This window comes from Streptomyces sp. NPDC051217 (genome assembly GCF_044455465.1).
GTDB lineage: Bacteria > Actinomycetota > Actinomycetes > Streptomycetales > Streptomycetaceae > Streptomyces.
Genome location: NZ_JBITEV010000009.1, coordinates 131,720 through 158,178, shown reverse-complemented (window position 1 = coordinate 158,178; position 26,459 = coordinate 131,720). Strand labels below are relative to the sequence as shown.

Sequence of the window (26,459 nt, the reverse complement as noted above, 5' to 3'; positions counted from 1 at the left end):
GGTCGACGGTCTCGGTGCGGCGCGTCAGCCGCGGGTGGCGAGCGAGCGCAGGAAGAACGCGAGGTTGGCGGGGCGTTCGGCCAGCCGGCGCATGAAGTAGCCGTACCAGTCGGTGCCGTACGCGATGTAGACGCGCATCCGGTGGCCTTCCGCCGCGAGGCGGCGCTGCTCGGCCTCACGGATGCCGTAGAGCATCTGGAACTCGTACGTGTCGAGCTTGCGTCCGGCCCGTACGGCGAGGTCCTGCGCGATCGCGATGAGGCGCGGGTCGTGAGAACCGACCATCGGGTAGCCGTCACCCGCCATCAGGGTCTTGAGGCACCGTACGTACGCCTTGTCGACCTCACCCTTGTCCTGGTGCGCGACCCGCGCCGACTCCTTGTAGGCGCCCTTGACGAGCCGTACGCGCGATCCCGAGGCGGCGAGAGTGCGGCAGTCGTCCTCCGTACGGAAGAGATACGACTGGACGACGGCGCCGGTTTCCGGGAAGCGCTCCCGCAGCGTCCGGTGGATGGCGAGCGTCGAGTCGACGGTGGTGTGGTCCTCCATGTCCAGCGTAACGGTGGTACCGATCTCGGTGGCGGCCTCGACGACGGTGGTGATGTTGCTCAGCGCCAGGTCGTGACCGCCGCGCAGGGCCTGTCCGAAGGAGGAGAGCTTCACCGACATCTCCGCGCGGGCGCCGAGCCCCAGCGGCGCGAGGGCCTCGATCAGCTTCAGATAGGCGTCTCGGGCGTGCAGTGCCGCGGCCCGGTCCGTGATGTCCTCTCCGAGGACGTCCATCGTGACTTCGAGGCCGCTGTCGGCCATGTCCTGGATGACCGGCGTCGTACCGTCGACGGTCTCACCCGCGATGAAGCGGTCCACCACGGGCCTGGTGACCGGCGCGGCCGAGACGACGCGCCGCATGAGGTCGCTGCGCGACGCGGCGAGAATCACGGGACCCAGCACAGGGCACCTCCACGGGAGAAAAGAGCAGGCCGTACGGGGCGCGAGCGCCCGGCGACGGCACGGAGAACCACTGTGAAATCTAGGGACCGGTCCGATCCTCTGCCATCGACACCTGTCACGCATCCGTGGCCGGGATCTCAGACATATGTCTGAAAGCGGTGCGAGAATGTCCGGGTGAAGGACGATTACCAGGAGCTGGTCGACGAGATCTCGGCGCTGCTCGGAATGCCGCTGACGCTGGAGAACAGGGACTTCGGGCTGATCGCCTTCGGGGTGCACGACAGCGAGGACGAGGGCGTGATGGATCCCGTCAGGACGCGTTCGATCCTGACCCGGAAGTCCACTCCCGCGGTGCGCGCGTGGTTCGAGGGTTTCGGCATCACCCGCGCGACCGGCCCCGTCCGGATCCCGGCCGCGCCGGACGCCGGGGTCTTCCGGGGGCGGATCTGTCTGCCCGTACGGCACCGGGGCACGGTGCTCGGTTACGTATGGCTGCTCGACGACACCGGCCAGGGCCCCACGGACGACCGATTGGCGGCGGCCATGGAGGTGACGGGGCGGATCGGGGCGCTGCTCGCCGAGGAGGTGAAGGCGGGCGCCGATCTGGCGCGTGAGTTCCGCGCCGTACTGACGGCGGAGCGCGGCTGGCAGCGTGACATGGCGGTGGAGGCGCTGCGCAGTGCGCTGGGGCCGGGGGCCGACGGGCCGCACATGGTGGTGTGCGTCGCGCCATGGGCCGGCGCCGACCCGGCGGTGCGCGCCGTGCCCGGTACCGCGGCGCTGTGCACGGTGCCGGAGCTGTCCGCTCTGCCGGAGCTGTCCACCCCGCCGGATGCCGCCTCGGCGCGCCGCGACACCGGGGAGGTGCCCCGGGTGCTGGCCGTGCTCGTACGGCTCCGGTCGCCCGACGCCCTGGCGCCCACGCTCGCGGCCACGGCCCAACTGCGCGAGGCCGCGCCCCCCGGCGCCACCGCCGGGGCGGCGACGCCGCGCCGCGGCCTGGCCGACCTGCCCGCCGCCTGGCACGAGGCGGTCGCGGCGGCCCACGCCTCGGCCGCGCAGCCGCGCTTCGGCGCGGTGGCGCAGTGGTCGGAGATCGGCCCGTTCCGGATGCTGACGTCGCTCCCCCGGGGCATCGACCCGGCGGTACGCCCGCTGCTGACGCCCGCGAACACGGAGCTGACGCACACGGCGGAGGTCTACCTCGACTGCGCGGGCCAGGCGGGCCGTACGGCCTCGAAGCTCGGCATTCACCGCCAGACCCTCTACTACCGGCTGTCGCGCGTCGAAAAGCTCACCGGCCTCGACCTGGCCGACGGCGAGGACCGACTGCTGCTGCACATGGCGCTGAAATCCGCGCGGCTCAGGTCCTCCTGAGCGTCCTGATCCGCCGAGCCTCACCCGCCTCTTCACACTTTCCCCGCATGAGGAATAGTCGGGGCCGACGATTGACTCAGGGGAGGGGACGCACGTGAGCGATGCGACGGCGGGCAACGGGATGGCCAGGGGAAATTCCGGGGAGTTGACCGGCGAGGAGGGCGGGGAACTGGCGGCGAGGTGGTGGCAGTGGGCGCTCTCGGCGCCGGACGCCCACAGCCCGGTCCTCGACGAGACGGGCGAGCACGCCGGCTGGAACCAGCCGCACGATCTCTGGTTCCTGGCGGGGACCTATGGGGGACGCGTCGTGCGACGGTGCGACATGCCCGCCGGGCGACCGGTCTTCTTCCCGGTACTGAACGTCCAGCGGCCCGTCGTGTACGTGAAGGCGCCCCTCGCCATGCCCGTCGCGCGCGCCGAGGCCGCCCTCAACGGTGTCCCGCTCCCCTTGCGGGAGTTCACCTCGCCGACGTTCGAGGCGGAGTCGTACCGGCGTAACGCGTGGGGTGTCTGGGCGGCCATGACGCCGTTGCTCCCGGGGCAGTACGTCCTGGAGATCAAGGCGGCCTACCACAACGGCTTCTGGGTCGACACGACGTACCACCTGAACGTCACAGCCTCCTGATACCGGATCGGCACCGGACCGACGCCCGACCGCCCCCGGCCTGCCCCCGGGCGCCGCCCCGCTCCACGTCGGCCACATTGACGCGAGACCGGACGCGGCGAGGGGCCCGGGAAGAATCCCGGGCCCCTCGCCGCGTTGAACGATCCAGCGGTCGGATCAGTTGGGTCAGTCGGTCAGATCCACCGAGCGAGCCGAGTTCGCGCCGATCTCGTCGGAGATCTCCACCAGCACCGCCGGCGGCACGTTGTCGTCGACGGACAGGACGACCAGCGCCTCGCCGCCCTCCTCCGCGCGCGAGACCTGCATCCCCGCGATGTTCAGCCCCGCCTCGCCGAGAATCCGGCCTACGGTGCCGACGACGCCGGGACGGTCCTCGTACCGCATGACGACCATGTGCTCGGCCAGGGACACATCGACGTCGTACTCACCGATCGCGACGATCTTCTGCAGATGCTTCGGACCGGCGAGCGTGCCGGAGACCGACACCTCCTCGCCGCCCGAGAGCGTGCCCCGCACGGTGACCACGTTGCGGTGGTCGGGCGACTCGCTCGATGTCGTGAGACGCACCTCGACGCCGCGCTCCTGCGCGAACAGCGGCGCGTTCACATACGACACCGTCTCGTCGACGACGTCCTCGAACACGCCCTTCAGCGCGGACAGTTCGAGCACCTTCACGTCGTGCTGCGTGATCTCGCCGTAGACCTCGACATCGAGCCGTACGGCGACCTCGCCCGCCAGCGCCGTGAAGATCCGGCCCAGCTTCTCGGCCAGCGGAAGACCCGGCCGTACGTCCTCGGCGATGACCCCTCCCTGGACGTTGACGGCGTCGGGCACCAGCTCACCGGCGAGCGCGAGCCGCACCGACCTGGCGACCGACACACCCGCCTTCTCCTGTGCCTCGTCCGTCGACGCGCCGAGGTGCGGGGTGCAGACGACCTGGTCGAACTGGAAGAGCGGGGAGTCCGTGCAGGGCTCCTTCGCGTACACGTCCAGACCGGCGCCCGCGACGCGGCCCTCCTTGAGCGCGGAGGCCAGCGCCTCCTCGTCGACGATGCCGCCGCGCGCGGCGTTGACGATCCGCACCGTCGGCTTGACCTTGTGCAGCGCGTCGTCGCCGATCAGACCCAGGGTCTCGGGGGTCTTGGGCAGGTGCACGGTGATGAAGTCCGACACCTCGAGCAGCTCGTCGAGCGAGAGCAGCTTGACGCCCATCTGCGCGGCTCGCGCGGGCTGCACGTACGGGTCGTACGCGACGATCTTCATCCCGAACGCCGACATGCGCTGCGCGACCAGCACACCGATACGGCCGAGGCCGACGACGCCGAGCGTCTTCTCGCTCAGCTCGACGCCCGTGTACTTGCTCCGCTTCCACTCGCCGTTCTTCAGGGCGGAGTTGGCCTGCGGGATGTTGCGCGCCGTGGCGACCAGCAGACCGCAGGCCAGCTCGGCGGCGGTGACGATGTTCGAGGTGGGCGCGTTGACGACCATCACGCCGGCCTTGGTGGCGGCGGAGACGTCGACGTTGTCGAGGCCGACACCGGCGCGCGCGACGACCTTCAGCTTCTTCGCCGCGGCCACGGCCTCGGCGTCGACCTTGGTCGCGGAGCGAACGAGGATGGCGTCCACGTCGGCGATGGCGGGCAGCAGTTCGGCGCGGTCGGCGCCGTTGCAGTGGCGGATCTCGAAGTCCGGACCGAGCGCGTCGACAGTGGCGGGCGACAGCTCTTCGGCGATGAGTACAACCGGCTTTTGATTGGAACGCGAGCTCACGTGGGTCCTCACAGGTCCATTGCGGACGGCCGTCCCGACGGCCGCAGGCGGCGGAGGGTGCCAGGCCCTGGTCCGGGCCTGATCGCGTGGAAGACGCACGACGTTGTGGGCCTGACGCGTATGTGTTCAGCAGTGTAGTGGTGTCGTGGGCGGGGGTTTCCCGCCCTGGCGGGCGGATCACCCGTACGTGGCGGACCCGCCGCAAGCGCTTACCGACGGGCCGTCCGGCGACCGGCCGGACGACCGGTGCGCGCTCGGTTCGTACGACCGGCGCGACGGGCGTCCCTCGACCCGCCCGGTGCCGGACCCGAGGCAGGGGCCCGGCACCTCGGACGGCTCAGGCGTCGTTGTCGACCCAGCTCATGAGCTTGCGCAGCTCACGGCCCGTGCTCTCCAGCAGCGAGTCGCTGTCGGCCTTCTTGTACTCGTTGTACTTCTTCAGACCGCCGTGGTACTCGTCCATCCAGTTCTGGGCGAACGTACCGTCCTGGATCTCGGCCAGGATCTTCTTCATCTCGGCCTTGGTCTGGTCCGTGATGATGCGCGGGCCGCTGACGTAGTCGCCCCACTCGGCGGTCTCGGAGACCGACCAGCGCATCTTGTCCAGGCCGCCCTCGTACATCAGGTCCACGATCAGCTTGAGCTCGTGGAGGCACTCGAAGTACGCGATCTCCGGCTGGTAGCCGGCCTCGACCAGCGTCTCGAAGCCCGCCTTGACCAGCGCGGAGGTACCACCGCAGAGGACGACCTGCTCACCGAAGAGGTCGGTCTCGGTCTCCTCGCTGAAGGTCGTCTTGATGACGCCGGCGCGGGTGCCGCCGATGCCCTTCGCGTAGCTCAGGGCCAGCTCGAAGCCCTTGCCGGTGGCGTCCTGCTCGACGGCCGCGATACACGGCACGCCGCGGCCCTCCTCGTACTGACGGCGGACGAGGTGGCCGGGGCCCTTCGGGGCGACCATCGCGACGTCGACACCCGCGGGCGGCTTGATGAAGCCGAAGCGGATGTTGAGGCCGTGGCCGAAGAAGAGCGCGTCGCCGTCCTTCAGGTTGTCCTTGATGGACTCCTCGTAGACCTGCGCCTGGATCGGGTCCGGCACCAGGATCATGATGACGTCGGCCTCGGTGGCCGCCTCGGCGGGCGTGACCACGCGCAGGCCCTGCTCCTCGGCCTTCGCCTTGGACGTGGAACCCTCGTGCAGGCCGACCCGGACGTCGACACCCGAGTCACGCAGCGACAGCGCGTGGGCGTGGCCCTGGCTGCCGTAGCCGATGACCGCGACCTTACGGCTCTGGATGATGGACAGGTCGGCATCGTCGTCGTAGAACAGCTCGGCCACTGGGTCTTCTCCTTGGTGTGCAAACTGGGTGTCGCTGTGTGCGCCCCACCGTACGGCGGGGCGGGTAAAGGGAGTCTCACGGTCTCGGCATACGAACCGGGATGCCGTACGGCTCCGAGGGCACGGGCTACGCGCTGCGGTCGAGCGCCCGCAGGCTGCGGTCCGTGATGGACCGTGCGCCGCGCCCTATGGCGATCGTGCCGGACTGGACGAGCTCCTTGATGCCGAACTGCTCCAGCATCTTCAGCATCGCGTCGAGCTTGTCACTCGATCCGGTGGCCTCGATGGTGACGGCCTCGGGTGAGACGTCCACCGTCTTGGCGCGGAAGAGCTGCACGATCTCGACGATCTGGGAGCGGGTCTCGTTGTCGGCGCGGACCTTCACCAGGACGAGCTCGCGCTGGATCGCGGCGCCGGGCTCGAGTTCGACGATTTTCAGGACGTTGATCAGCTTGTTGAGCTGCTTGGTGACCTGTTCGAGCGGCAGGTCCTCGACATTGACCACGATGGTGATGCGGGAGATGTCGGGGTGCTCGGTGACACCCACCGCGAGTGAGTCGATGTTGAAGCCGCGCCGGGAGAACAGGGCGGCGATCCTGGCGAGGATGCCGGGGGTGTTCTCCACCAGGACGGAGAGGGTGTGCTTGGAAGACATTTTCGTCGTTCTTTCTCTCGCTCTCGGCATCCGGCTCAGTCGTCCAGGCTGTCGCCGAAGTCGGGGCGCACACCCCGGGCGGCCAGGACCTCGTCGTTGGAGGTGCCCGCGGCGACCATCGGCCAGACCTGGGCGTCCTCGTGGACGATGAAGTCGACCACCACGGGGCGGTCGTTGATGGAGTTGGCCTTGGCGATCACTGCGTCCAGGTCGCCCGGGGACTCGCAGCGCATCGCCACGCAGCCCATGGCCTCGGACAACTTCACGAAGTCCGGGATCCGGGTGCCGCCGTTGGGCTTCGCGTCGTCCGCGCGGCCCGACCCCTCGAAGGAGCCGCCCGCGGCCACGTCGGGGCCGCTGTGCAGGACGGTGTTGGAGTAACGCTGGTTGTAGAAGAGGGTCTGCCACTGGCGGACCATGCCCAGCGCCCCGTTGTTGATGATCGCGACCTTGATGGGGATGCCGTTGAGGGCGCAGGTGACCAGTTCCTGGTTGGTCATCTGGAAGCAGCCGTCGCCGTCGATCGCCCAGACCGTGCGGTCGGGCCGGCCGGCCTTGGCGCCCATCGCGGCGGGGACCGCGTAGCCCATCGTGCCCGCGCCGCCGGAGTTGAGCCAGGTGGCGGGCTGCTCGTAGTCGATGAAGTGGGCGGCCCACATCTGGTGCTGGCCGACGCCCGCCGCGTAGATCGTGTCGTCCGGGGCCAGTTGGCCGATGCGCTGGATGACCTGCTGCGGGGAGAGGCTGCCGTCCGCCGGCTGGTCGAAGCCGAGCGGGTACGTCTCACGCCATCGGCTGAGATCGCGCCACCAGGCGCTGTAGTCACCGACGTTGCCCTCGGTGTGCTCGGCCTGGACCGCCTGGACGAGGTCGGCGAGGACCTCGCGGGCATCGCCGACGATCGGCACGTCGGCGGCACGGTTCTTGCCGATCTCGGCCGGGTCGACGTCGGCGTGGACGATCTTCGCGTACGGGGCGAAGCTGTCCAGCTTGCCGGTGACACGGTCGTCGAAGCGGGCTCCGAGGGCGACGATCAGGTCGGCCTTCTGCAGCGCGGTGACGGCGGTGACCGCACCGTGCATGCCCGGCATTCCCACGTGCAGCGGGTGGCTGTCGGGGAACGCGCCCAGCGCCATCAGGGTGGTGGTGACGGGGGCGTTGGTCAGTTCGGCGAGGACGCGCAGCTCGGCGGTGGCACCGGCCTTGAGGACGCCGCCGCCCACGTACAGCACCGGTCGCTTGGCCTGGGTGATCAGCTTGGCGGCCTCACGGATCTGCTTGGCGTGCGGCTTGGTGACCGGGCGGTAGCCGGGCAGCTCCTGGGTGGGCGGCCAGCTGAAGGTGGTCTTCGCCTGGAGGGCGTCCTTGGCGATGTCGACCAGGACCGGGCCGGGGCGGCCCGTGGAGGCGATGTGGAACGCCTCGGCGATGGTACGGGGGATGTCCTCGGCCTTGGTGACCAGGAAGTTGTGCTTGGTGATCGGCATCGTGATGCCGCAGATGTCCGCCTCCTGGAAGGCGTCCGTGCCGATCGCCTTGCTCGCGACCTGGCCGGTGATCGCCACGAGCGCCACGGAGTCCATGTGCGCGTCGGCGATCGGGGTGACCAGGTTGGTGGCGCCGGGGCCCGAGGTGGCCATGCAGACGCCGACCTTGCCGGTGGCCTGCGCGTAGCCGGTGGCCGCGTGGCCGGCGCCCTGCTCGTGGCGGACGAGGATGTGGCGGACCCGGGTGGAGTCCATCATCGGGTCGTACGCGGGGAGGATGGCGCCGCCGGGGATGCCGAATACGGTCTCGGCCCCCACTTCCTCAAGAGAGCGGATGAGGGACTGCGCGCCCGTGACGTGCTCAACGGTGGCGGATGTGGGTCCGCCGTTACGGGCGCGCGGCGTCGGGTGGGCCCCGGTGGCCTGCTCGGTCATCGTCGGTCTCTTCTCGAAGCTGAGGGTTTTTGCGTGGGTTTGGGCTGTGCCAGTACAACAAAAAACCCCTCGTGCCGGGAGGCAGGCGAGGGGAGCGCGTCGGTGCGGTCTACAGAGCCGGTGGTGGGCACTGCTTCAGCCGACGCGCTGTCCAAGTACGAGAATTCGAGTGCGCATGGCATTGACCCTCCCTCTGACGCGCTACCACTGTCAAGTGGGTGGGACCGGCGTCTCAACATTTGAGCGCACGGAGGGTCGGGTGATCGGCCTGGGGATCATGTCGGGGGTCGCCGCGCGCGTACGGCGCACGGGCAGTGAGCCTCCGGTGAACACGGGAAGCGGGGCCGCGCCGGGGAGCGGATAGTCGCCGCGGACCAGCGCGCGGCGCAGCCGGTACTCGTCGAGGGGGCCGGAGAAGGCCATGCCCTGGCCGTGGGTGCAGCCCATGGCACGCAGCGCGAGCACCTGCTCCGGTACGTCGACGCCCTCGGCCACGGAGACCATGCCCAGGTCACAGGCGATCCGGAGCAGCCCGGCCGTGATCTTGTGCAGCCTGGCGGACTCGACGACGCCCTCGACCAGCCCTCGGTCCAGTTTCACTACGTCGATGGGAAGCCTGCGCAGTGCGTTTATCGCCGCGTAGCCACTGCCGAAGCCGTCCAGCGCGATCCGTACGCCCAGCCGACGCAGCGCGACCAGGCGGTGCTCCAGCTCGTCGATGGACGTGCGGGGGTCGCTGTCGGCCAGCTCGATCAGCAGGGCGCCCGAGGGGAGGCCGTGGCGGGTCAGGAGGGCCTCGATGGAGCCGAGTGGCATGGACCTGTCGAGCAGCCTGCGGGCGGAGAGACGGACGGTGACCGGGACCAGGTGGCCCGTCCGGCCCCGCTCGGCGGCCTGCTCGACGGCTTCTTCGAGCAGCCAGCGTCCTAACTCGGCGGTGCGGTCGCTGTCGTCGGCGACGCGTAAGAACTCGGCGGGCGTGAAGAGGATGCCCTGGGCGGAGCGCCAGCGGGCCTGTGCGGCGACGGCGGAGATCTGCCCGGTGGCCAGGTCGACCACGGGCTGGTGCAGGAGGGCGAACTCGCCGTCGCGCAGGGCGGTGCGGAGCCTGACGGCCAGCTCGGTCCTGCGGACCACGTCGGCCTGCATCTGGGGGGCGTACAGCTCGACCCTGTCCTTGCCGCCCGCCTTGGCTCGGTACATCGCGAGGTCGGCGTTGCGCATCAGGTCGGTGGGGGTGATGCCGGGTTCGGCGAAGGCGACTCCGATGGAGGCGGCGACGCGGACATCGTTGCCTTCGATGCGGTACGGCTGCGAGAGCCTGAGGCGCAGCCGGTCGGCGATCTCGTGGACCTGGTACTCCCGGGCGGTCTGGTCGTCGGTGCCGTCACCGAGGATGAGGGCGGCGAACTCGTCCCCGCCGAGGCGGGCGGCGGTGTCCCCGGCCCGTACGGAGTCCTGGAGGCGGCGGGCCGCGTGGATCAGCAGTTCGTCGCCGACCTGATGGCCGAGGCGGTCGTTGACGCCCTTGAAACCGTCGAGGTCGATGAAGAGCACCGCCGTACCGGGGTCGCCCGCGCGGCGCCCGGAGAGGGACTGGCGGACCCTCTCGGTGAAGAGCGCGCGGTTGGGCAGGTCGGTGAGCGGGTCGTGCTCGGCGTTGTGCTGCAACTGGGCCTGGAGCCTGACGCGTTCGGTGACGTCGCGGCTGTTGAGGATCAGGCCGCCCTGGTGCCGGTTGACGGTCGATTCCACGTTCAGCCAGTCGCCCGAGCCCGATTTGAAGCGGCATTCGATGCGGGTGGTGGGCTCTTCCGCGGGAGGGGCGGCGAGGAAGCGGCGTACTTCGCGTTTGACCCGGCCGCGGTCGTCCGGGTGGATGATCGATTCCAGTTGGGCGCCGACGAGGCCGTCCGCCTCACGTCCGTAGACCCCGGCCGCCGCGGGGCTGACGTAGTCGAGGGTGCCCTCGGGTCCGGCGATCATGATGACGTCGCTCGATCCCTGGACCAGGGAACGGAAGTGGTTCTCCTTCTGGGCCAGTTCATGGGCGAGCGCGATGTTGTCGACGAGCATGATGCCCTGCCGTACGACCAGGGCGAGGACGACCGTGCAGCCGGTGAGGACCACCACGCGGTCGACCCGGCGGCCCTCGATGACGTTGTACAGAATCCCCAGGGTGCACACGGCGGCGGCGAGATACGGCGTGAGGGCGGCCAGGGAACCCGCGATCGGCCTGCTGGAATGCCTGGAGGGGCGAGGGGCCCGCACCGGTGCGGGCACGGTCTCGGCGGCGCTGCGGACGCCCCAGGGCGCGTAGGCGAGCAGCAGGGAGCCGGCGAACCAGCCCGCGTCGAGCAGCTGGCCCGAGCGGTAGGTCTCCCGGAGCAGCGGGGAGGTGAACAGGGCGTCGCACAGGACCGTGAGAGCGAGGGCGGCGATGGCGGAGTTGATGGCCGTACGGCTGCCGGCCGAGCGCCGGAAGTGCAGCGCGAGCACCATGCTGACGAGCACGATGTCCAGCAGCGGATAGGCGAGGGAGAGCGCGGCGTGGGCGACGGTCTCGCCGTCGAAGTGCGTGGTGTGCGCGAGGGCCAGGCTCCAGGAGAGTGTGAGGAGCGAGCCGCCGATCAGCCAGGCGTCGAGGCCGAGGCAGACCCAACCGGCTTTGCTGACCGGGCGTTTGGCCAGGACGAGCAGGCCGACGATGGCGGGCGGCGCGAAGCAGAGGAAGAACAGGTCGGCGAGGGAGGGGCTCGGTACGGGCTGGTCGAGCACGACCTCGTACCAGCCCCAGACCGCGTTCCCTCCCGCGGCCATGGCGGAGGAGAGCGAGAAGAGCAGCCAGGCGGGCCGGAAGCGGCTGTCGTTGCCGCGGGCGTAGAGGAAGCAGGAGATGGAGGCGATGAGGGCGGCGATGCTGAGGCCGAAGTCGCCCATGAACAGAGCCACTTCAGGGGAGCCCCAGCCGAGGGCCGCGCCGGTGGCGTAACCGCCGCAGATCAGGGCGAGGAGGAGCTGCGCGAGGAGGCCCGAGCCGCCGCCTCCTCCGCCGACGTTGCCGCCGTCGGCGCCGTCGCCCGGGGCGGTGCGGCGGCCGAGGAGCGCCCCGGGGGCGCTCACGGGGTCACCTCTGAGGGTGTCGCCGTCACCGCCGACGCGCTCGGTGCGGGCGCCGGTGGGATACGGGTCGGGGAGAGACTGACCGGTGGGACGCGCGGTGGTGACGTGTGCGTCGCCGGGATGCGCGTCGGCGCTGTGCACGCCGGTGGTGAGATGCGCGCCGGTGAGATGCGCGCCGGTGACGTGCGCATCCGCCGAATGCGCGTCAGCGAGACGCACGTTGGCGAGGTGTGCGTCAGCGTGGTTCGCGTCACCGGGCATGGCCCCGTCGGGTTCGAAGGCCGTCGTGGGCGGCCCTTCCGCGTCGGATCGTTCGTCCATCGGCAGTACATCGCCCGTCGCCCCCCTCGGATTCTGATCGCTCCGCCACGCCGCCCGCACGACGCGGCCCCCAGATCGGGACGATACACCAGACTCGTCACTCAGGGACATAGTTCTTCTACTCTCCGTGACGAGCAGGGGACTTGTCGATCCCGAGTGCGGATCGGCGGTGACTCAGCCGGTGGTGAGCACCTCGTTGCGCAGAGCGTCTCCCGCGGCGTAGCGGGTGAGTTGGTCGGCGAGCAGGCGCTTGGCGCGCGGCATGAAGGCCGAGGTGGATCCGCCCACGTGAGGGCTGATGAGGACACCCGGAGCATGCCAGAGAGGGTGGCCCGCCGGGAGGGGTTCCGGATCAGTGACGTCCAGAGCGGCTTTTATCCTTCCGCTTTCCAGCTCGGCGAGGAGCGCCTTGGTGTCGGCGACCTGGCCGCGCGCGACGTTCACGAACAGCGCGCCGTCCTTCATGCGGGCCAGGAACTCCGCGCCCGCGAGGCCCTTCGTCTCGTCGGTGAGCGGCGTCGACACGATCACGATGTCGGCCTCCGGAAGCAGATCCGGCAGATCGGTGAGTGCGTGCACGGGACCGCGCTCGGTGGCGCGGGCGGAGCGCGCCACGCGCGCCACCCGCGCGCACTCGAAGGGCGCGAGCCGGTCCTCGATGGCGGCGCCAATCGAGCCGTAGCCGACGATCAGCACGGACTTGTCGGCCAGCGCGGGGTAGAAGCCGGACCGCCACTCCTCGGCGTCCTGGCCCCGGACGAAACCGGGGATGCCACGCAGGGAGGCGAGGACGAGCCCGACGGTGAGTTCGGCGGTGCTGGCCTCGTGGACGCCCTTGGCGTTGCAGAGGCGCACGCCGGAGGGCAGCGAACCGAGCCCGGGTGCCACGTGGTCGATGCCGGCCGAGAGGGTCTGTACGACGCGTACGGAGGTCATCGCGGCGAGCGGCCGGAGCGCGACCTCCATGCCCTTCATGTACGGGACCACGTAGAAGGCGCAGTCGGCCGGGTCGGCGGGGTAGTCCTCGCCCCCGTCCCAGTGGCGGTAGTCCAGGCCCTCGGGGAGCCCTTCGATCTCGTCGGCCGGGATCGGCAGCCATACGTCTGAAGTCATGGTCGGGAGGCTATGCGACACCCATGGGGGCGTTGAAGAGCGGGCCCTGGGCCTGTGGCTCCCGGAGCGGGGCCCGCCGAGCCGGGCGGGCCGCGGCGCGCTCGCCGCGCAGTCGGCGGCTCGGGACTCGTGGCACGGATACCGGGTCGATGGGAACCTGGACGCGGGTCGCGGTGTATGAAACGTAGAGACGCAGCCGTCGAAGGGATCAAGACCGTGCAACGTGCTCCAGTGACGGCCATGTTGGCCGCAGCGGCGCTATTCGTGGTGACCGCGTGCTCGTCCTCCGACGGCGGGGCGGAGTCGGGGGGCCCGGCGGGTTCCCCGTCCGCGTCTGTGTCCGACGGGGCGACGCCGCCGGACGGCGAGGCGCAGCCGTCGGCGCCGCCCGCGAAGGGCTCGGCGAAGGTGGTGTCCACGCTGACCGAGGGCCTCAAGTCGCCGTGGGGAATGGCGGCGCTGCCCGAGGGCGATCTGCTGGTCTCCTCGCGTGACGAGGGGACGATCACACGGGTCGACGCGGAGAACGGCAAGAAGACAGAGGTGGGTGAGGTGCCCGGGGTCTCCCCCGGCGGTGAGGGCGGTCTGCTGGGCCTCGCGATCTCCCCGTCGTTCGCCTCGGACACCTATGTGTACGCGTACTTCACGACGGACTCGGACAACCGCATCGCCCGGATGCTGTACGACCCGAAGCGGCCGGTGGGCCAGCAGTTGGGCGCGCCGGACACGATCCTGCGGGGCATCCCGAAGGGCAACATCCACAACGGCGGCCGGATCGCCTTCGGTCCGGACAAGATGCTCTACGCGGGCACGGGCGAGTCGGGTGAGACGGGTCTCTCGCAGGACAAGAAGTCCCTGGGCGGGAAGATTCTGCGGATGACCCCGGAGGGCGAGCCTGCGCACGGCAATCCGGAGGCGGATTCGGTCGTGTACACGTACGGGCACCGCAATGTGCAGGGTCTCGCCTGGGACTCGGAGAAGCGGCTGTGGGCGTCGGAGTTCGGCCAGAACACCTGGGACGAGCTCAATCTGATCGAGCCGGGGAAGAACTACGGCTGGCCGGAGGCCGAGGGCAGGGCCGGGAAGCCCGGGTTCGTCGACCCGGTGGAGGAGTGGAGGACGGCCGACGCGTCCCCGAGCGGTATCGCCTTCGCCAAGGGGTCCATCTGGATGGCGGCCCTGCGCGGTGAGCGGCTCTGGCGGATCCCCCTGGCCGGGGTGAAACCGTCGGCCGACGCCCAGGCCTTCCTGGAGGGCGAGCACGGCCGTCTTCGAACCGTGGTGGCGACCGGGGACGGGGCGCTCTGGCTGCTGACGAGCAATACGGACGGCCGGGGCACCCCGGAGCCGGGAGACGACAAGATCGTTCGGGTGGACATCACGTAGCGGAGGCGACCCGACGGCGGGGCGGGGCCCGGGGGCGCCCGCCGGCCTGGTGGTGACAGGGACAGGACTGGCTTCTCGCGCGCGCCTACCGTTGGAGGTATGGAATCGGGAAGCCCCCTGGGCGACTATCTGCGCACCCGGCGCGAACGGATCCGGCCAGAGGACGCCGGGCTGCCGCCCGGTGAGCGTCGGCGCGTGCCGGGGCTGCGCCGCGAGGAGGTGGCGCTCCTCGCGGGTGTCAGCACCGAGTACTACCTCCGGCTGGAGCAGGGGCGGGACCGGCACCCCTCCGATCAGGTGCTGGAGAGCCTGGCCCGCGCGCTTCAGCTGGACGGCACCGAGGCAAGGTATCTGGCTCAGCTGGCACGACCGGCCCGGTCGGCGCGGCGCCGGACACCGAGGGCGGAGAAGGCCGACGCGGGTGTGTCCGCCCTGATCGACCAGTGGAGTACGCCCGCGCAGGTCCAGGGCCTGTATCTGGGCACGCTCGCGGCCAACCCGATGGCCGTGGCGCTGAACCCGTACTTCGCGCCGGGCGTGAACACGTTGAGCGCGCTGTTCCTGGAACCGGAGATGCGCGAGTTCTACCGGGACTGGCACGCCACCACCGCCAAGGCCGTCGCGTATCTGCGCTCGCTCATCGCGGACGCCGGACGGAACGACGATCCCCGGCTGATCGAGCTGGTCGGGGAGCTGAGCCTGCGCAGCGAGCGGTTCCGGGGCCTGTGGGCGCGGCAGGACGTACGCCACTCGACGAGCGGGCTCAGCCTCATCAGGCATCCGCTGGTCGGCGATCTCGACCTGCACTACGAGAAGTTCGCCCTGGCGGGCGCGCCCGGCCAGATGCTGGTGACGTACCACGCCGAGCCGGGGTCGGACTCGTACGAGCGGCTTCAGCTTCTGGGCCACCTCGCCGCCCGGGGCGACGCCGAGCGGCTTCCGCCGGCCGCCCCGCCGGCGGATGCCCGCCCAACAGGACGGCCTAGAGGTGGGTCGGTTCCAGGTCGCTGAAGAGCTGGAGACGGTGCGCCATCGCCGCCGCTTCCGTACGGCCCGAGACACCGAGCTTGGCCAGGATGTTGGAGACGTGCACGCTCGCCGTCTTGGGCGAGATGTACAGCTCCTCGGCTATCTGGCGGTTGCTGCGGCCCTTCGCGACCCGGCGCAGGACGTCCTGTTCGCGCGGGGTCAGGCCCAGCGAGCTGACGGCGTCGGCCTGCGGATCGGATGCCGGGGCGACCCGGGGGGTGGTGGCGAGGCTGATGCGGGCCCGGCCGGCGAGGAGTTCGGTCTGCTCCACGAGGAAGCGTGCGCCGAGCCGCTTCGCCGTGGTGTGGGCCCGGACCAGGAGGGCGGCGGCCTGCTCCCGGTCGGCGGACGCGGCGAGGAGGTCCGCCGCCCAGCGATAGCGGGCGTTGGCCAGTTCGTGCGGCCGGGCCAGCGCCTCGAAGGCGGCAGCCGCGCGGGCCCACAGTTTCGGGGCGACGATGCCGTCGGCGCGGGCGAGTTCGGCTTCGAGCAGCAGGTCGTACGCCTGCCAGACCGGGACGACGGCGGGCAGCCGCTTCGCCTGGTCGCGGACGGTCGCCAGGATCGCGTCCCGTCCCGCGTCGGCCTCCGGCAGTCCGCGCGCGTCAGCTTCCATCCCGGCGACGGAGCAGAGCAGCGGCAGCGCGTACCGCTGCATGCCCGGCGGGAAGCCGTGCGCGACGACCTGTTCGAACTCGACGCGGGCCTCGGCGAGCCGGCCCTGCCGCGCGGCGCTGACCATCGCCAGCCTGGTCGGGCCGATGACATGCTGCGGCTGTGGGTCGTGCGGCCCGAAGACCGCGCGGGCCAAGGCCACTTGGCTCTCCGCCTCGGCGAAGTCGCCGCGCCCGAGGGCGAGCGTCGCGCGCCGTACGGCCACCAGGGCGCGTGCCTTGGGGGTGTGTGCGATCCGGGCCGCTTCGTCGATGGCGGTCTGTACCTCGGTCCAGCGGCCGAGCGAGAAGAGGGATTCGCTCAGGTTGGCCCTGACCCAGGCCTCCTTGTCGGTCAGACCCCGCTGATGGCAGAGGGTGATGCCCAACTCGGCGGCGGCCACCGCCTCCTCGGAGCGGCCCACGCTCTCCAGAGTGGACGGCAGGTTGATGGTGATGCGGCCCAGGAGCGGGAGGGCGGCGACATTGCCCAGTTCGATGACGCGGTCCCGTACCGCGTACATCTCGGCGAGGCCCTCCTCGATCGATCCCGCCTCGGTGGTGAGCCAGCCGCGCGTGATCCTGGCGTTCAGTTCGATGTTCTCCGCGCCGACCAGGCGCGCGTACTCCACGGCGCGGTCGGCGGCGGCCAGGCTGTTGGCGCCGGGACGGTGCAGGGCGCCCCAGCCGGCGACGTCGGAGAGGACGGAGGCATGGACGGCGGACGGCGGGAGGCCGAGCACCAGGTCCTGGGCGGTGGCCAGTTCGGCCCAGCCGTCGCTGCGTGAGAGGTCCTGGACCAGCCGGGAGCGCTGGGTCCAGAACCAGGCGGCGCGCAGCGGGTCGTCCACGGTCTCCAGCACCCGCATGGCCTTCTTCGACAGCGCCAGGGCCCGCTCGCGGTCGCCGCCCGAGCGTGCCGCGACGGTCGCCTCGGACAGCAGGTCGAGGTAGCGCAGCGGGGCGCTCGCGCCGTCGGCGGCGGCCGGGTGGACCTCGGTGTCGTCCGGGGGTCTGAGGCGGGCGCGTACGGACTCGGGCGCCGTGTCCCACAGCTCCATGGCGCGCTCCAGCAGCCGCAGTTGCTCCGCGTGGGCGTAGCGCCGGCGGGCCTCGACGGAGGCGAGCAGGACGACGGGCAGGGCCTTCGCCGCGTCGTGCGCGTAGTACCAGTAGCTGGCGAGGCGGGTGGTGCGCTCGTCGTCCCGTACGAGGGAGGGGTCGGCCTCCAGGGCTTCGGCGAGGCGGCGGTTGAGCCGGGAGCGTTCGCCGGGGAGGAGGTCGTCGCTGATGGCCTCGCGGACGAGCGAGTGCCGGAAGCGGTAGCCGTCGCCGTCCGCCGTGGTGAGGAGGATGTTCGCGCCGACCGCGGCGCGCAGCGCCTCGATCAGGTCGTCCTCGGAGAGCTGCGCGACGGCCAGCAGCAGGGGGAACTCGACGGTGGCGCCGCCCTCGGCGACGATCCGGGCGACCCGCTGGGCGTTCTCCGGCAGCGTTTCGACACGGACGAGCAGCAGATCGCGCAGGGAGTCGGTGAGTCCGGAGCGGCAGCCGGCCTCGATGGCGACGGCCAGTTCCTCCACGAAGAACGCGTTGCCGTCGGAACGCCCGAAGATCTCGTCCACCAGCCGAGGGGCCGGCTCGTCCCCGAAGATGCCGCGCAGCTGCCCTGTGACCTCGGCGTGGCTGAAGCGGGAGAGTTCGATCCTGCTGACCGTACGCAGCCGGTCCAGCTCCGCGAGGAGCGGGCGCAGGGGGTGGCGGCGGTGGATGTCGTCGGCGCGGTAGGTGGCGATGACGAGGAGCCGGCCGCGTCGCAGCGTACGGAAGAGATAGGCGAGCAGATGGCGGGTGGAGGCGTCCGCCCAGTGCAGGTCCTCCAGGACGAGGACGACGGTGCGGCCCGCGGCGACGCGCTCCAGCAGCCGGACGGTGAGTTCGAAGAGACTGGCCCTGCCGTGCTCGCCCAGGGCGCCGCTCTCCGAGGGGCCCAACTCGGGCAGGATCCTGGCCAGTTCGCCTTCCTGTCCCTCGGCCGCCGCGGCGATCTCCTCGGGCAGGCGCCGCCGCAGGGCGCGCAGAGCCGCGGAGAACGGTGCGAAGGGCAGACCGTCGCCGCCGATCTCCACGCAGCCGCCGATCGCGATGACGGCGCCTTCGCCGCAGGCCACCGAGGTCAGCTCCTCGATGAGCCTGGTCTTGCCGACCCCCGCCTCACCGCCGACGAGCATGGCCTGCGGCTCACCGGCGGCGGCGCGGGCGAGCGCTTCGGTGAGTACGGTCAGCTCGCCGTCACGACCGACGAACACGGGACTGACGGACTTGGTCTCCACGATCCCGAGCATCGCACAGGGGTCTGACAGCGCGGCACTCGTTTTCGCGGCGGTCACCGCACGCACCGCCGGCACGTGCGGCGACCGCCGGTCGGCATCTTCAGGAGGCCGGGGCGGGCGCCCATCTCCGTACGCCCGTCACGCCGCGCGCTCGAAGCGGGCGCGGAGCGAGTCCACCCGCCCCTCGCCCTTGTCGCGGGCGTTTCGCGCCGCCTCCTTGCGGGCCTTGCGGACCTGGCGGATCAGCCGCCGGTTGTCGGCCTCACTGATCAGCTCGGCCGCCCGCATCCGGTGCATCTCGTATTCGAACATCCCGACTCCCCTGTCACGAAGTGTTGTGGCGTCCTGCGATGCCTCAACATTCGTCCCCCAGGGGGTGCGCCCGCATCGGGCGAGTGCCGCATCTTCGGGGCGCGGGTGACTTAGGCGGACCGGCAGAGGGCCCGGCCGGGGCCTAAGGCCCGGCCCAGCACCCGCTCGGTACCGCCTTAGTCACCTAGGGCCCGGCCGGCGGAGCGGCCGGGGGCGGCTCGGGCAGGGACACGAAGACGTCGAAGTACATGCCGATGGCGATCAGCAGGCCGAGCGCGGCGAGGGAGATACCGGCCACGGCGAACGGGCGCACCCAGCTCTTGCGCTGCGGCAGGCCGAGCGCCACCAGGCCGACGATGAGCGCCAGTACGGCGAAGATGCCGTTGGTCAGCGCGATGGCGTGCCAGGCGTCGCCGTAGATCTCGGAGATCTGCTGTTCCGCCGTGCCGGTCTGGCCGAGGTCGATCTGGCCGACGAGCGTCTCGCGCTCGGAGATGACCTTGCCGGACCAGGTGCCGATGAGGCCGACGAGCGACAGCAGTACGGAGATGAGCGCCGCCGACGCCGCGGCGAGCCCGCCGGAGGGCGGCGGGGTGTACTCGCCGTCCAGTTCGTCGTCCAGGAGGTCCCCGTCGCCCCCGTCGTCCGCGGTGGTGCCGTCACCGTCGGCGCCGGCGGCGTGGTCGGCGCCGTCCCGGTCACCGGCCGTGCCGTCATTCACGCCCTCGGCGGCGCCCCCCTCAGGGCTCTCACCAGGCTCTTTGGCCAGGCTCGGGCCCGGCGCGTCGTTCTTCTCGGCAGCATCGGCAGCAGCCGGAACGGCGCGCTCCGCCTCGTTGTCGCCGCTGTGGTCAGCGGGCTGTTCTGACTTGGTCGTGGGGTTCATGCGCCGCACGGTAGGCGGCCCGTATGAGAGATCCATGAGAGTTTTCTCAAGTGGTGTTCCGCTGCCGCTCGGACCACTCAGGAGCGAGTACGGACCAGATCTCGTTGTCCTGCCGAACCCCGTGGTGGAGGCTGCTCTCCCGCAGCACACCCTCGCGCCGCATGCCGAGCCGTTCGGCGGTCCTGATGCTCGGCGCGTTGGCCGACGCGACCACCCACTCGACGCGGTGGATGCCGCGCCGTTCCACCGCCCAGTCGACGAGCACCCGCACCGCGCGGGTCACCAGTCCGCGCCCCGTCGCCGCCGGTTCGAGCCAGCAGCCGACCTCGCAGGTGCCCTCCACCGCGTCGAAGAGCCGGAACATCACTCCGCCGACGAGGGTGTCGTGCACCCAGATTCCGTAGATCCGTCCGCCGTCGGCGGCCTGGCTCTGGGCATATCTGACGAGCATGGCCCGCGCCGATTCGAGGTCGAAGACGACCTCCCCGAGCCGGACGTGCCGGTCCACGAACTCCCTGGCGCGGTCCATGTGCGCGAGGAACTCCTCGGCCTGCCACGGCTCCAGCGGTCTCAGTTCCGCCCCGTCGTCACCCAGTGATGTCGCGAACATCGCACTCCTCCGGTCCGGTCGGCTCAGTGCCCCGCGCGGCCGGTTCACCGCGGCATGTGCTCCGCGGGCTCCTCGCGCCGTGCGGGGATCTTCCCAGACGTACGCCGGCGGGCCGCGGGCGCCTCGATGCTGATCCGCGGCAGCCAGCGGTCCAGCCGCCGCGGCAGCCACCAGTTGGCGCCGCCCAGCAGATGCATCAGGGCGGGCACGAGGAGCGTACGGAGGACGAAGGCGTCCAGGGCGACGGCGGCGGCCAGTCCGATGCCGAACATCGCGATGACGCGGTCCCCGCTGAGGACGAAGGCGAGGAAGACCGAAATCATGATCACGGCGGCCGAGTTGATCACCCGGCCGGTCTCGGCGAGGCCGACGCGCACGGCCCGTCTGTTGTCGCCGGTCTCCAGCCACTCCTCGTACATCCGGCTCACCAGGAAGACCTGGTAGTCCATGGAGAGGCCGAAGAGGACCGAAACCATGATCACGGGCAGGAACGGCTCGACCGGGCCGGAACTGCCGAGACCGAGGAGCTCGCTGCCCCATCCCCACTGGAAGATCGCGACGACGATCCCGAAGGACGAGGCGACGGCGGCGACGTTCATCACCGCCGCCTTCAGTGGGATGCCGACGGAGCGGAAGGCGAGCAGGAGCAGCAGGGAGCCGAGGGAGACGACGACTCCGACGAACAGGGGCAGTTTGCCGACGACGACCGCGGCGAAGTCGTCGTGGGCGGCGGTGACTCCGCCGACCGCCACGTCCAGGGAGGTGCCCTCCTGCGCGCGGGGCAGCACATCGTCGCGGAGGTGGTCGACGAGGTCGCTGGTCTCCTTCGACTGGGGCGCCGACTTGGGGACCACGGTGAGCAGGGCCCTGTCGCCGCTGCCGCTGAAGACGATCGGTCCTACGGAGGCGACGTCCGCCGACTCGCGCAACGTGTCCGGCAGTTGGTCCATCGCGAGGCGGTCGTCCGCGCCGTCGAGTTCGGCGACGAGGGTCAGCGGACCGTTGACGCCGGGGCCGAAACCGTCGGCGAGCCGCTCGTACGCCTGCCGGGTGGTGCTGGACACCGGGTTGTTGCCCTGGTCGGAGGTGCCGAGATGGAGCGAGAACGTGGGCAGCGCGAGCACCAGCATCACGACCACCGCCGCGCCGCCGAGCAGCCGGGGGTGGCGCTCCACGAAGGCGGACCAGCGCGCGGCGAAGCCGGTGGGCGGCTCGGGCAGCGGACCGTGTTCGGCGAGCCGGGCGCGCTCGCGGCGGCTCAGCGCGCGCGTGCCGGCGTACGACAGCAGGGCGGGCAGCAGTGTCACGGAGGCGGCGACCGTCAGCGCGACGGTGAGCGAGGCGGCGATCGCGACGCCGTTGAGGAAGCTGAGGCGCAGCACCAGCATGCCGAGCAGCGCGATACAGACGGTGGCCCCGGCGAAGACGACGGCGCGCCCCGTCGTGGCGACGGCCTCGGTCGCGGCCTCGGTGACCGCCAGACCCCGTTCGAGGCCCTTGCGGTGTCTGGTCACGAGAAAGAGCGCGTAGTCGATGCCGACGCCGAGCCCGACGAGCATGCCGAGCATGGGCGCGAAGTCGGCCACGGTCATGACGTGGCCGAGGAGCGCGATGCCGGCGTACGCCGTCCCGACGGACACCAGGGCGGTGGCGATGGGCAGCAGACTGGCCGCGAGCGACCCGAAGGCGAGGAAGAGGACCACGGCGGCTATGGCGACGCCGACGATCTCCGACAGGTGCGCCGTGGTGCCTTCGGTCAGCGGGACGACGCTGCCTCCGAGCTCCACCTGGAGATCCTCGGTGGCCGCCTTCTTCGCGGTGTCGACGACGGCCTGCGCCTGGGCGACGGAAATGTCGTCGACCCGTTTGTCGTAGGTCACGACGGCGAACGCGGTGCGGCCGTCCTCGCTGATCTGGCGGGCGCTCTCGCCGTCCTCCGGGCCGGGTGCGCGCGCGGGCGCCCCGTCGCCGCCGGTGACGGCGTACGGGCTCATCACGGAGGCCACTCCGGGCAGCTTGGCGATCTCACCGAGCGTGACGTCCATGCGCCGTTCGACGTCGCCCGCGCGGACGGAGCCGCGTTCGGTGTGCCAGACCACGGTGTCGCTGTCACCGCCGCGCCCGGGGAAGCCGCTCTCCAGGAGGTCGACGGCGTGGCCGGCCTCGGTGCCGGGAGCGTCGTAGTCGTTGGAGTACGACGTCCCGGCGACGACGGCGCCGGTGGCGGTGGAACCGAGGGCCAGCAGCCACAGAAGTACGACCAGGAGCCGGTGCCTGACGCACCACCGCGCGACTGCTGCCAACGGTCTGCTCCCCTGCGGTGGTCCCGGAGAGTCAACTCTGACATCAAATCGTGATCGTTTGCCCGTTTGGTGGGGTTCCTCACACGGTCGTGACCTGGCGTTCGATCAATGGGAGGCGGGAATTCCGGTTCAGCCGGAGACGCTCGGCTTCCCGTTCTCGATGTGGCCCATGAGCCGTCGCCGGAAGCCCCGGCCCGCCGTCACCTCGATGTCGTACCACCCGTGCGCGTCGGCGGCCGAGTGCACGACATGGCGGCTGCGTCCCGGCTTGACCCTGAACTCGCGCTTCCAGTCGCCGAGATCGGCCTCGTCGGCGTACCCGAGGACGCGCACCGTGAAGGTGACGGGCAGATCACCCTCATTACGGAGGGTGAGATGCAGATCGCGGTCATGGTGGTCGAGGGACGAGGAGAGCTCGGCGCCGCGGCCCGCGACGGGGCCGGCGAACTCGCGGCGGAATCCGTTGGGGCCGGTGATCGTGAACCGGTAGTCGTCACCGGTAAGGGGCACCGTCCACTGTGCCGTGCCCCTTACATCCCGGTGCTGTGGGGCGTCGAACTCACCCGCGTACGGATAGAGCGCGAAGTGGGCGCTCTCCCGTCCCGTGTTGCGCAGTTCGAGCTGAAGGACTCGTGCCCCGGCGCGGCCGGCCAGGCGGCCGTGGGCGTCCGGCTGGTACGGCAGCGGACGGGCGGGGCGCGTACCGGGCTCCTGCACCGGCATCCGCTGCACCGTCGGTGGCACCGGCCGCCAGCGCCCGGTGAACGGCGGGAGGGACCCGGGCCGCTCGACGTCCGGCTGAGGACGGCCACGGCCGAAGTCGAAGGCGGAGGTCAGATCGCCGGTGACGGCGCGCCGCCAGGGCGTGATGCTGGGCTCCCGCACGCCGGTCCACTTCTCCAGGAAGCGGACGACCGAGGAGTGGTCGAAGACCTGCGAGCAGACGTAGCCGCCGACGGTCCAGGGCGAGACGACGAGCAGCGGCACGCGGATACCGAGCCCCGTGGGGAGCCCCTCCCAGCGCTCGTCCGGGTCGTCCACGGGCGGCACGGGCGGCGGGACATGGTCGAAGAAGCCGTCGTTCTCGTCGTAGTTGATCAGTACGACCGTGTGCCGCCAGACGTCCGGGTGCGCGCCGAGGGCGTCGAGCACCTGGTAGACGAGGCCCGCGCTGGCGACCGGCGACGAGGCGCCGGGGTGCTCGGAGTCGACCGCGGAGGGCACCAGGTAGGACACCTCGGGCAGCTGCCCGGCGGCCACGTCGGCGCGGAACGCGGCGGCGAGGGTGCCCGACTCGACGCGCCGCAGGCCGCGTTCGAAGAGCGACCGCTCGTCGGCGGTGAGAGTCTCCACGCCCTCTTCGAGGGTGTCGAGCAGCCGGGCCCGGACGGCGGGGTCGTCGCTGTCACGCACCGCGGCGTAGAAGGCCTCCATGTATGTGAAGTCACCGCCGCCCTCCAGCTCTCGCGTCTTGGCGAGCGCCTTGCGCGCGATCTTCTTGAAGGAGGTGAAGAACTCGATGTTGTTGTCGGTGAAGTTCTCCCACTCGGTGTACGTCTTCCAGCTCCGCCCGGCCTTCTCCAGCCGCTCGGCGTAGGTCGGCCATTCGTAACCGGGATGGGTGCCCTCGTCGTACGCGTCGTTGCCGACGGCCCGCCGCCCGTCCGCCTCGAAGCCGGTCCAGCCGCTCCAGAGGTGGTTGCGGTTGGGGCTGGTCGAGGTGTGGACCGACGAGTGGTAGGCGTCGCAGACGGTGAAGGTGTCGGCCAGCTCGTAGTGCAGCGGGATGTCGGCGCGGTCGTAGTACGCCATCGTGGCCGCGGTCTTGGCGGAGATCCAGCGGTCCATCCAGCCGTTGTTCCACGCCTTGGCGCCACCGCTCCAGGAGTGGTCGAGGTCGCCTATGTACTGAAGGTCCTTCTTCTGCGTCTCGGCGGCGTCGCGCACGGGAAAGGGCAGCACGGTGCCGGTGCCGGACGCGGCCGGCTGCTCGAACACGGTGCGGCCGGTGGGCAGTTCCACCGCGTTGCGGTCCCCGAAGCCCCGTACGCCGCGCAGCGTGCCGAAGTAGTGGTCGAACGACCGGTTCTCCTGCATGAGCACCACGACATGGCGCACGGAGTCCAGTCCCCCGGCCGGCGCCTCGGCGGCGATGGCGGCGCGCAGGGACGGCGGCAGTACGGATCCCGCCGCGGCGGCACCGACGGCGCCACCTCCGAGAGCGAAGAGCCGTCGCCGTGAAATGTCCGTGGCCAAGAGATCCTCCCGAGTTCAGGTCCTACGGCCCGGAAGCTAGCCACCGCAGGTGGCGGCGGGAAGACCCCGGGACGGCCCGGCGATGAACGTCCGAGAGTCGCCACGTCCGGGCGGCGCCCACGGGCGTGCCGAACCGACGGGTACGGCCGGATCCGTGGCGGTCCGGCGCCGCGTGCCCCAAGCTGAACGGGTTCGGCGACCGCCCCTCCCCTTCGGGACCCGGCGGGCTCCGGACAGGTGCCACCCACGATGAATGAACCCATGAAAACGACAGGGACAACCTGCCCATGAACGTCTCCGTGTTCGGCGCCACCGGGCGTACCGGACAAGCCCTCCTCACCTCCGCCGCACGCGCCGGACACCGCACCACCGCGCAGGTGCGCGAGCCGGCTCGGCTCGGATCCGCCCCCGTCGACCGGGTGGTGACCGGAAGCCCCTTCGACGAGAGCGCCGTGACCGACGCCCTCACCGGCGCGGACGCCGCGGTGATCGCCTTCGGTCTCAAAGGCAACCGGACGACGCCGCTGTACTCGCGCGGCACCGAACTGATCGTGGAGGCGATGCGGAAGCTGGCCGTACGGCGGCTGATAGTCGTCTCGGAGGCCGGATACGGGCCCCATGTACGCGGACTCTCGGGCCGTACCATCGCCGCCCTCTACCGCGCGACGGCGCGGCCCCTCCTGCGGGAGCGGGAGGCCCAGGACGCGGTGATCCTCACCAGCGGCCTCGACTGGACCGTCGTGCGGTCCGGGGTGCTGCACCACGGGCCGGCGCGCGGCAACCGCCCGCGCTCCTTCACGCCGTACCGGGGCCTCGCGCCCCGTACGACCTACGCGGACCTCGCCGACCTCGTCCTGGACGCGCTGGACGATCCCGGGACGTACGGCCGGGACGTCTACCCGTAGGGCCTGTCCATCGGAGCCTGCCGGGCGGTGGGCGATCAGCTCTGCCGCGCCACGATCTCGCGCAGGTCCTTGGCGTAGTGGCCGATCGCCCTCCGGTACGTCCGCACCCGGGGGTCCTCGCTGGTCGTGGCCAGCAACTCCAGCAGGATCCGCATCGCTTCGTCGTGCTGCCCGGTGTTGAACAGCGCCATGGCGAGGAAGGTCAGCAGGGCGCCGTCGCCGGGGAACTCCGCCAGCCCGCCCCGCAGCGTCCCGACGGACTCCTCGTACCGGCCGAGGATCCGGAACGTGCTGCCGAGACCCACCAGCGCACCGAGACGGTCCTCGTCCGAGAGGTCCGTTCCGGCCAACGCGCGTTCGTAGTAGGCGACCGCCTCCGCCTCCAGACCGAGGGCGTCGTGCGTCCAGGCGGTCTGATAGGCCACCTCGGCGTCGTGCGGGTGCCGGTCGGCGAGAGCCACCAGGCGCTCCCTGGCCTGCTCCGCTTCCCCCCGTGTGCGCAGGCCGACGGCTTCCGCCAGAAGCTCGTCCCTGCTGTCAGTCGTCATGCGGGGATTGTCGCACCGGCCGGAAACCGGGTGGCTCCCCGGCCC

General features: G+C 71.1%; 19 protein-coding genes. 5 read left to right on the top strand and 14 right to left on the bottom strand.

Features of this window, described 5'->3' with window-relative positions; translation table 11 throughout:
* Positions 1–24 precede the first annotated feature (24 nt).
* Complete coding sequence (locus ACIBBB_RS21315; RefSeq protein ID WP_398984201.1) at positions 25–951, bottom strand: proline dehydrogenase family protein; 927 nt, start codon at positions 949–951, stop codon at positions 25–27.
* 174 nt (positions 952–1,125) lie between these two features.
* On the opposite strand from ACIBBB_RS21315, the gene ACIBBB_RS21310 reads away from it, so the two are divergent.
* Together ACIBBB_RS21310 and ACIBBB_RS21305 are read left to right on the top strand one after the other, a co-directional pair.
* Positions 1,126–2,328, top strand: coding sequence for a PucR family transcriptional regulator (locus ACIBBB_RS21310; protein ID WP_398984199.1), 1,203 nt, complete (start codon positions 1,126–1,128; stop codon positions 2,326–2,328).
* A 94-nt stretch (positions 2,329–2,422) separates the two neighbouring features.
* On the top strand, positions 2,423–2,953 hold the full coding sequence (locus tag ACIBBB_RS21305; RefSeq protein WP_398984197.1) for a hypothetical protein: 531 nt from the start codon (positions 2,423–2,425) through the stop codon (positions 2,951–2,953).
* A gap of 165 nt (positions 2,954–3,118) precedes the next feature.
* Here ACIBBB_RS21305 and serA read toward each other — a convergent pair whose 3' ends face one another.
* From serA to ACIBBB_RS21275, 6 genes are all read right to left on the bottom strand, one after another.
* Entirely contained in the window at positions 3,119–4,723 is a 1,605-nt protein-coding gene (gene serA / locus ACIBBB_RS21300; RefSeq protein WP_398984195.1) for a phosphoglycerate dehydrogenase, read from the bottom strand.
* Between the two features lie 337 nt (positions 4,724–5,060).
* Positions 5,061–6,059 (bottom strand): ketol-acid reductoisomerase, encoded by a 999-nt coding sequence (gene ilvC, locus ACIBBB_RS21295; protein WP_398984192.1) that lies wholly within the window; start codon positions 6,057–6,059, stop codon positions 5,061–5,063.
* A gap of 127 nt (positions 6,060–6,186) precedes the next feature.
* Complete coding sequence (gene ilvN / locus ACIBBB_RS21290; protein WP_078074922.1) at positions 6,187–6,714, bottom strand: acetolactate synthase small subunit; 528 nt, start codon at positions 6,712–6,714, stop codon at positions 6,187–6,189.
* A 35-nt stretch (positions 6,715–6,749) separates the two neighbouring features.
* Positions 6,750–8,636 carry an acetolactate synthase large subunit gene (locus tag ACIBBB_RS21285; protein ID WP_398984190.1) on the bottom strand — a complete coding sequence of 629 codons (1,887 nt, stop codon included), beginning with the start codon at positions 8,634–8,636 and terminating at the stop codon, positions 6,750–6,752.
* A 210-nt stretch (positions 8,637–8,846) separates the two neighbouring features.
* Positions 8,847–11,759, bottom strand: coding sequence for a putative bifunctional diguanylate cyclase/phosphodiesterase (locus ACIBBB_RS21280; protein ID WP_398984454.1), 2,913 nt, complete (start codon positions 11,757–11,759; stop codon positions 8,847–8,849).
* A gap of 495 nt (positions 11,760–12,254) precedes the next feature.
* Complete coding sequence (locus ACIBBB_RS21275; protein ID WP_398984188.1) at positions 12,255–13,193, bottom strand: 2-hydroxyacid dehydrogenase; 939 nt, start codon at positions 13,191–13,193, stop codon at positions 12,255–12,257.
* 240 nt (positions 13,194–13,433) lie between these two features.
* On the opposite strand from ACIBBB_RS21275, the gene ACIBBB_RS21270 reads away from it, so the two are divergent.
* Both ACIBBB_RS21270 and ACIBBB_RS21265 read left to right on the top strand, forming a co-directional pair.
* Positions 13,434–14,579, top strand: a complete 1,146-nt coding sequence (locus ACIBBB_RS21270) for a PQQ-dependent sugar dehydrogenase (RefSeq protein WP_398984186.1) — start codon at positions 13,434–13,436, stop codon at positions 14,577–14,579.
* 99 nt (positions 14,580–14,678) lie between these two features.
* Positions 14,679–15,590 (top strand): helix-turn-helix transcriptional regulator, encoded by a 912-nt coding sequence (locus ACIBBB_RS21265; protein WP_398984184.1) that lies wholly within the window; start codon positions 14,679–14,681, stop codon positions 15,588–15,590.
* On the opposite strand, the gene ACIBBB_RS21260 is transcribed toward ACIBBB_RS21265, so the two are convergent.
* The 6 genes from ACIBBB_RS21260 to ACIBBB_RS21235 form a co-directional block, all read right to left on the bottom strand.
* A complete protein-coding gene (locus tag ACIBBB_RS21260) occupies positions 15,562–18,606 on the bottom strand; it encodes an AAA family ATPase (protein ID WP_398984452.1) in 3,045 nt (1,014 codons plus the stop codon). The genes ACIBBB_RS21265 and ACIBBB_RS21260 overlap by 29 nt on opposite strands.
* 126 nt (positions 18,607–18,732) lie before the next feature.
* Positions 18,733–18,906 (bottom strand): hypothetical protein, encoded by a 174-nt coding sequence (locus ACIBBB_RS21255; protein ID WP_398984182.1) that lies wholly within the window; start codon positions 18,904–18,906, stop codon positions 18,733–18,735.
* A gap of 184 nt (positions 18,907–19,090) precedes the next feature.
* Positions 19,091–19,792: a hypothetical protein gene (locus tag ACIBBB_RS21250; protein ID WP_398984180.1), complete on the bottom strand. Its 702-nt coding sequence runs from the start codon at positions 19,790–19,792 to the stop codon at positions 19,091–19,093.
* Between the two features lie 46 nt (positions 19,793–19,838).
* Positions 19,839–20,402 carry a GNAT family N-acetyltransferase gene (locus tag ACIBBB_RS21245; RefSeq protein WP_398984178.1) on the bottom strand — a complete coding sequence of 188 codons (564 nt, stop codon included), beginning with the start codon at positions 20,400–20,402 and terminating at the stop codon, positions 19,839–19,841.
* A gap of 44 nt (positions 20,403–20,446) precedes the next feature.
* A complete protein-coding gene (locus ACIBBB_RS21240; RefSeq protein ID WP_398984176.1) occupies positions 20,447–22,705 on the bottom strand; it encodes an MMPL family transporter in 2,259 nt (752 codons plus the stop codon).
* Between the two features lie 129 nt (positions 22,706–22,834).
* Positions 22,835–24,961, bottom strand: a complete 2,127-nt coding sequence (locus ACIBBB_RS21235) for a phosphocholine-specific phospholipase C (protein WP_398984173.1) — start codon at positions 24,959–24,961, stop codon at positions 22,835–22,837.
* Between the two features lie 287 nt (positions 24,962–25,248).
* On the opposite strand from ACIBBB_RS21235, the gene ACIBBB_RS21230 reads away from it, so the two are divergent.
* Complete coding sequence (locus tag ACIBBB_RS21230) at positions 25,249–25,866, top strand: NAD(P)-dependent oxidoreductase (RefSeq protein ID WP_398984171.1); 618 nt, start codon at positions 25,249–25,251, stop codon at positions 25,864–25,866.
* Between the two features lie 35 nt (positions 25,867–25,901).
* On the opposite strand, the gene ACIBBB_RS21225 is transcribed toward ACIBBB_RS21230, so the two are convergent.
* Complete coding sequence (locus ACIBBB_RS21225) at positions 25,902–26,414, bottom strand: tetratricopeptide repeat protein (RefSeq protein ID WP_398984169.1); 513 nt, start codon at positions 26,412–26,414, stop codon at positions 25,902–25,904.
* Positions 26,415–26,459 lie beyond the last annotated feature (45 nt).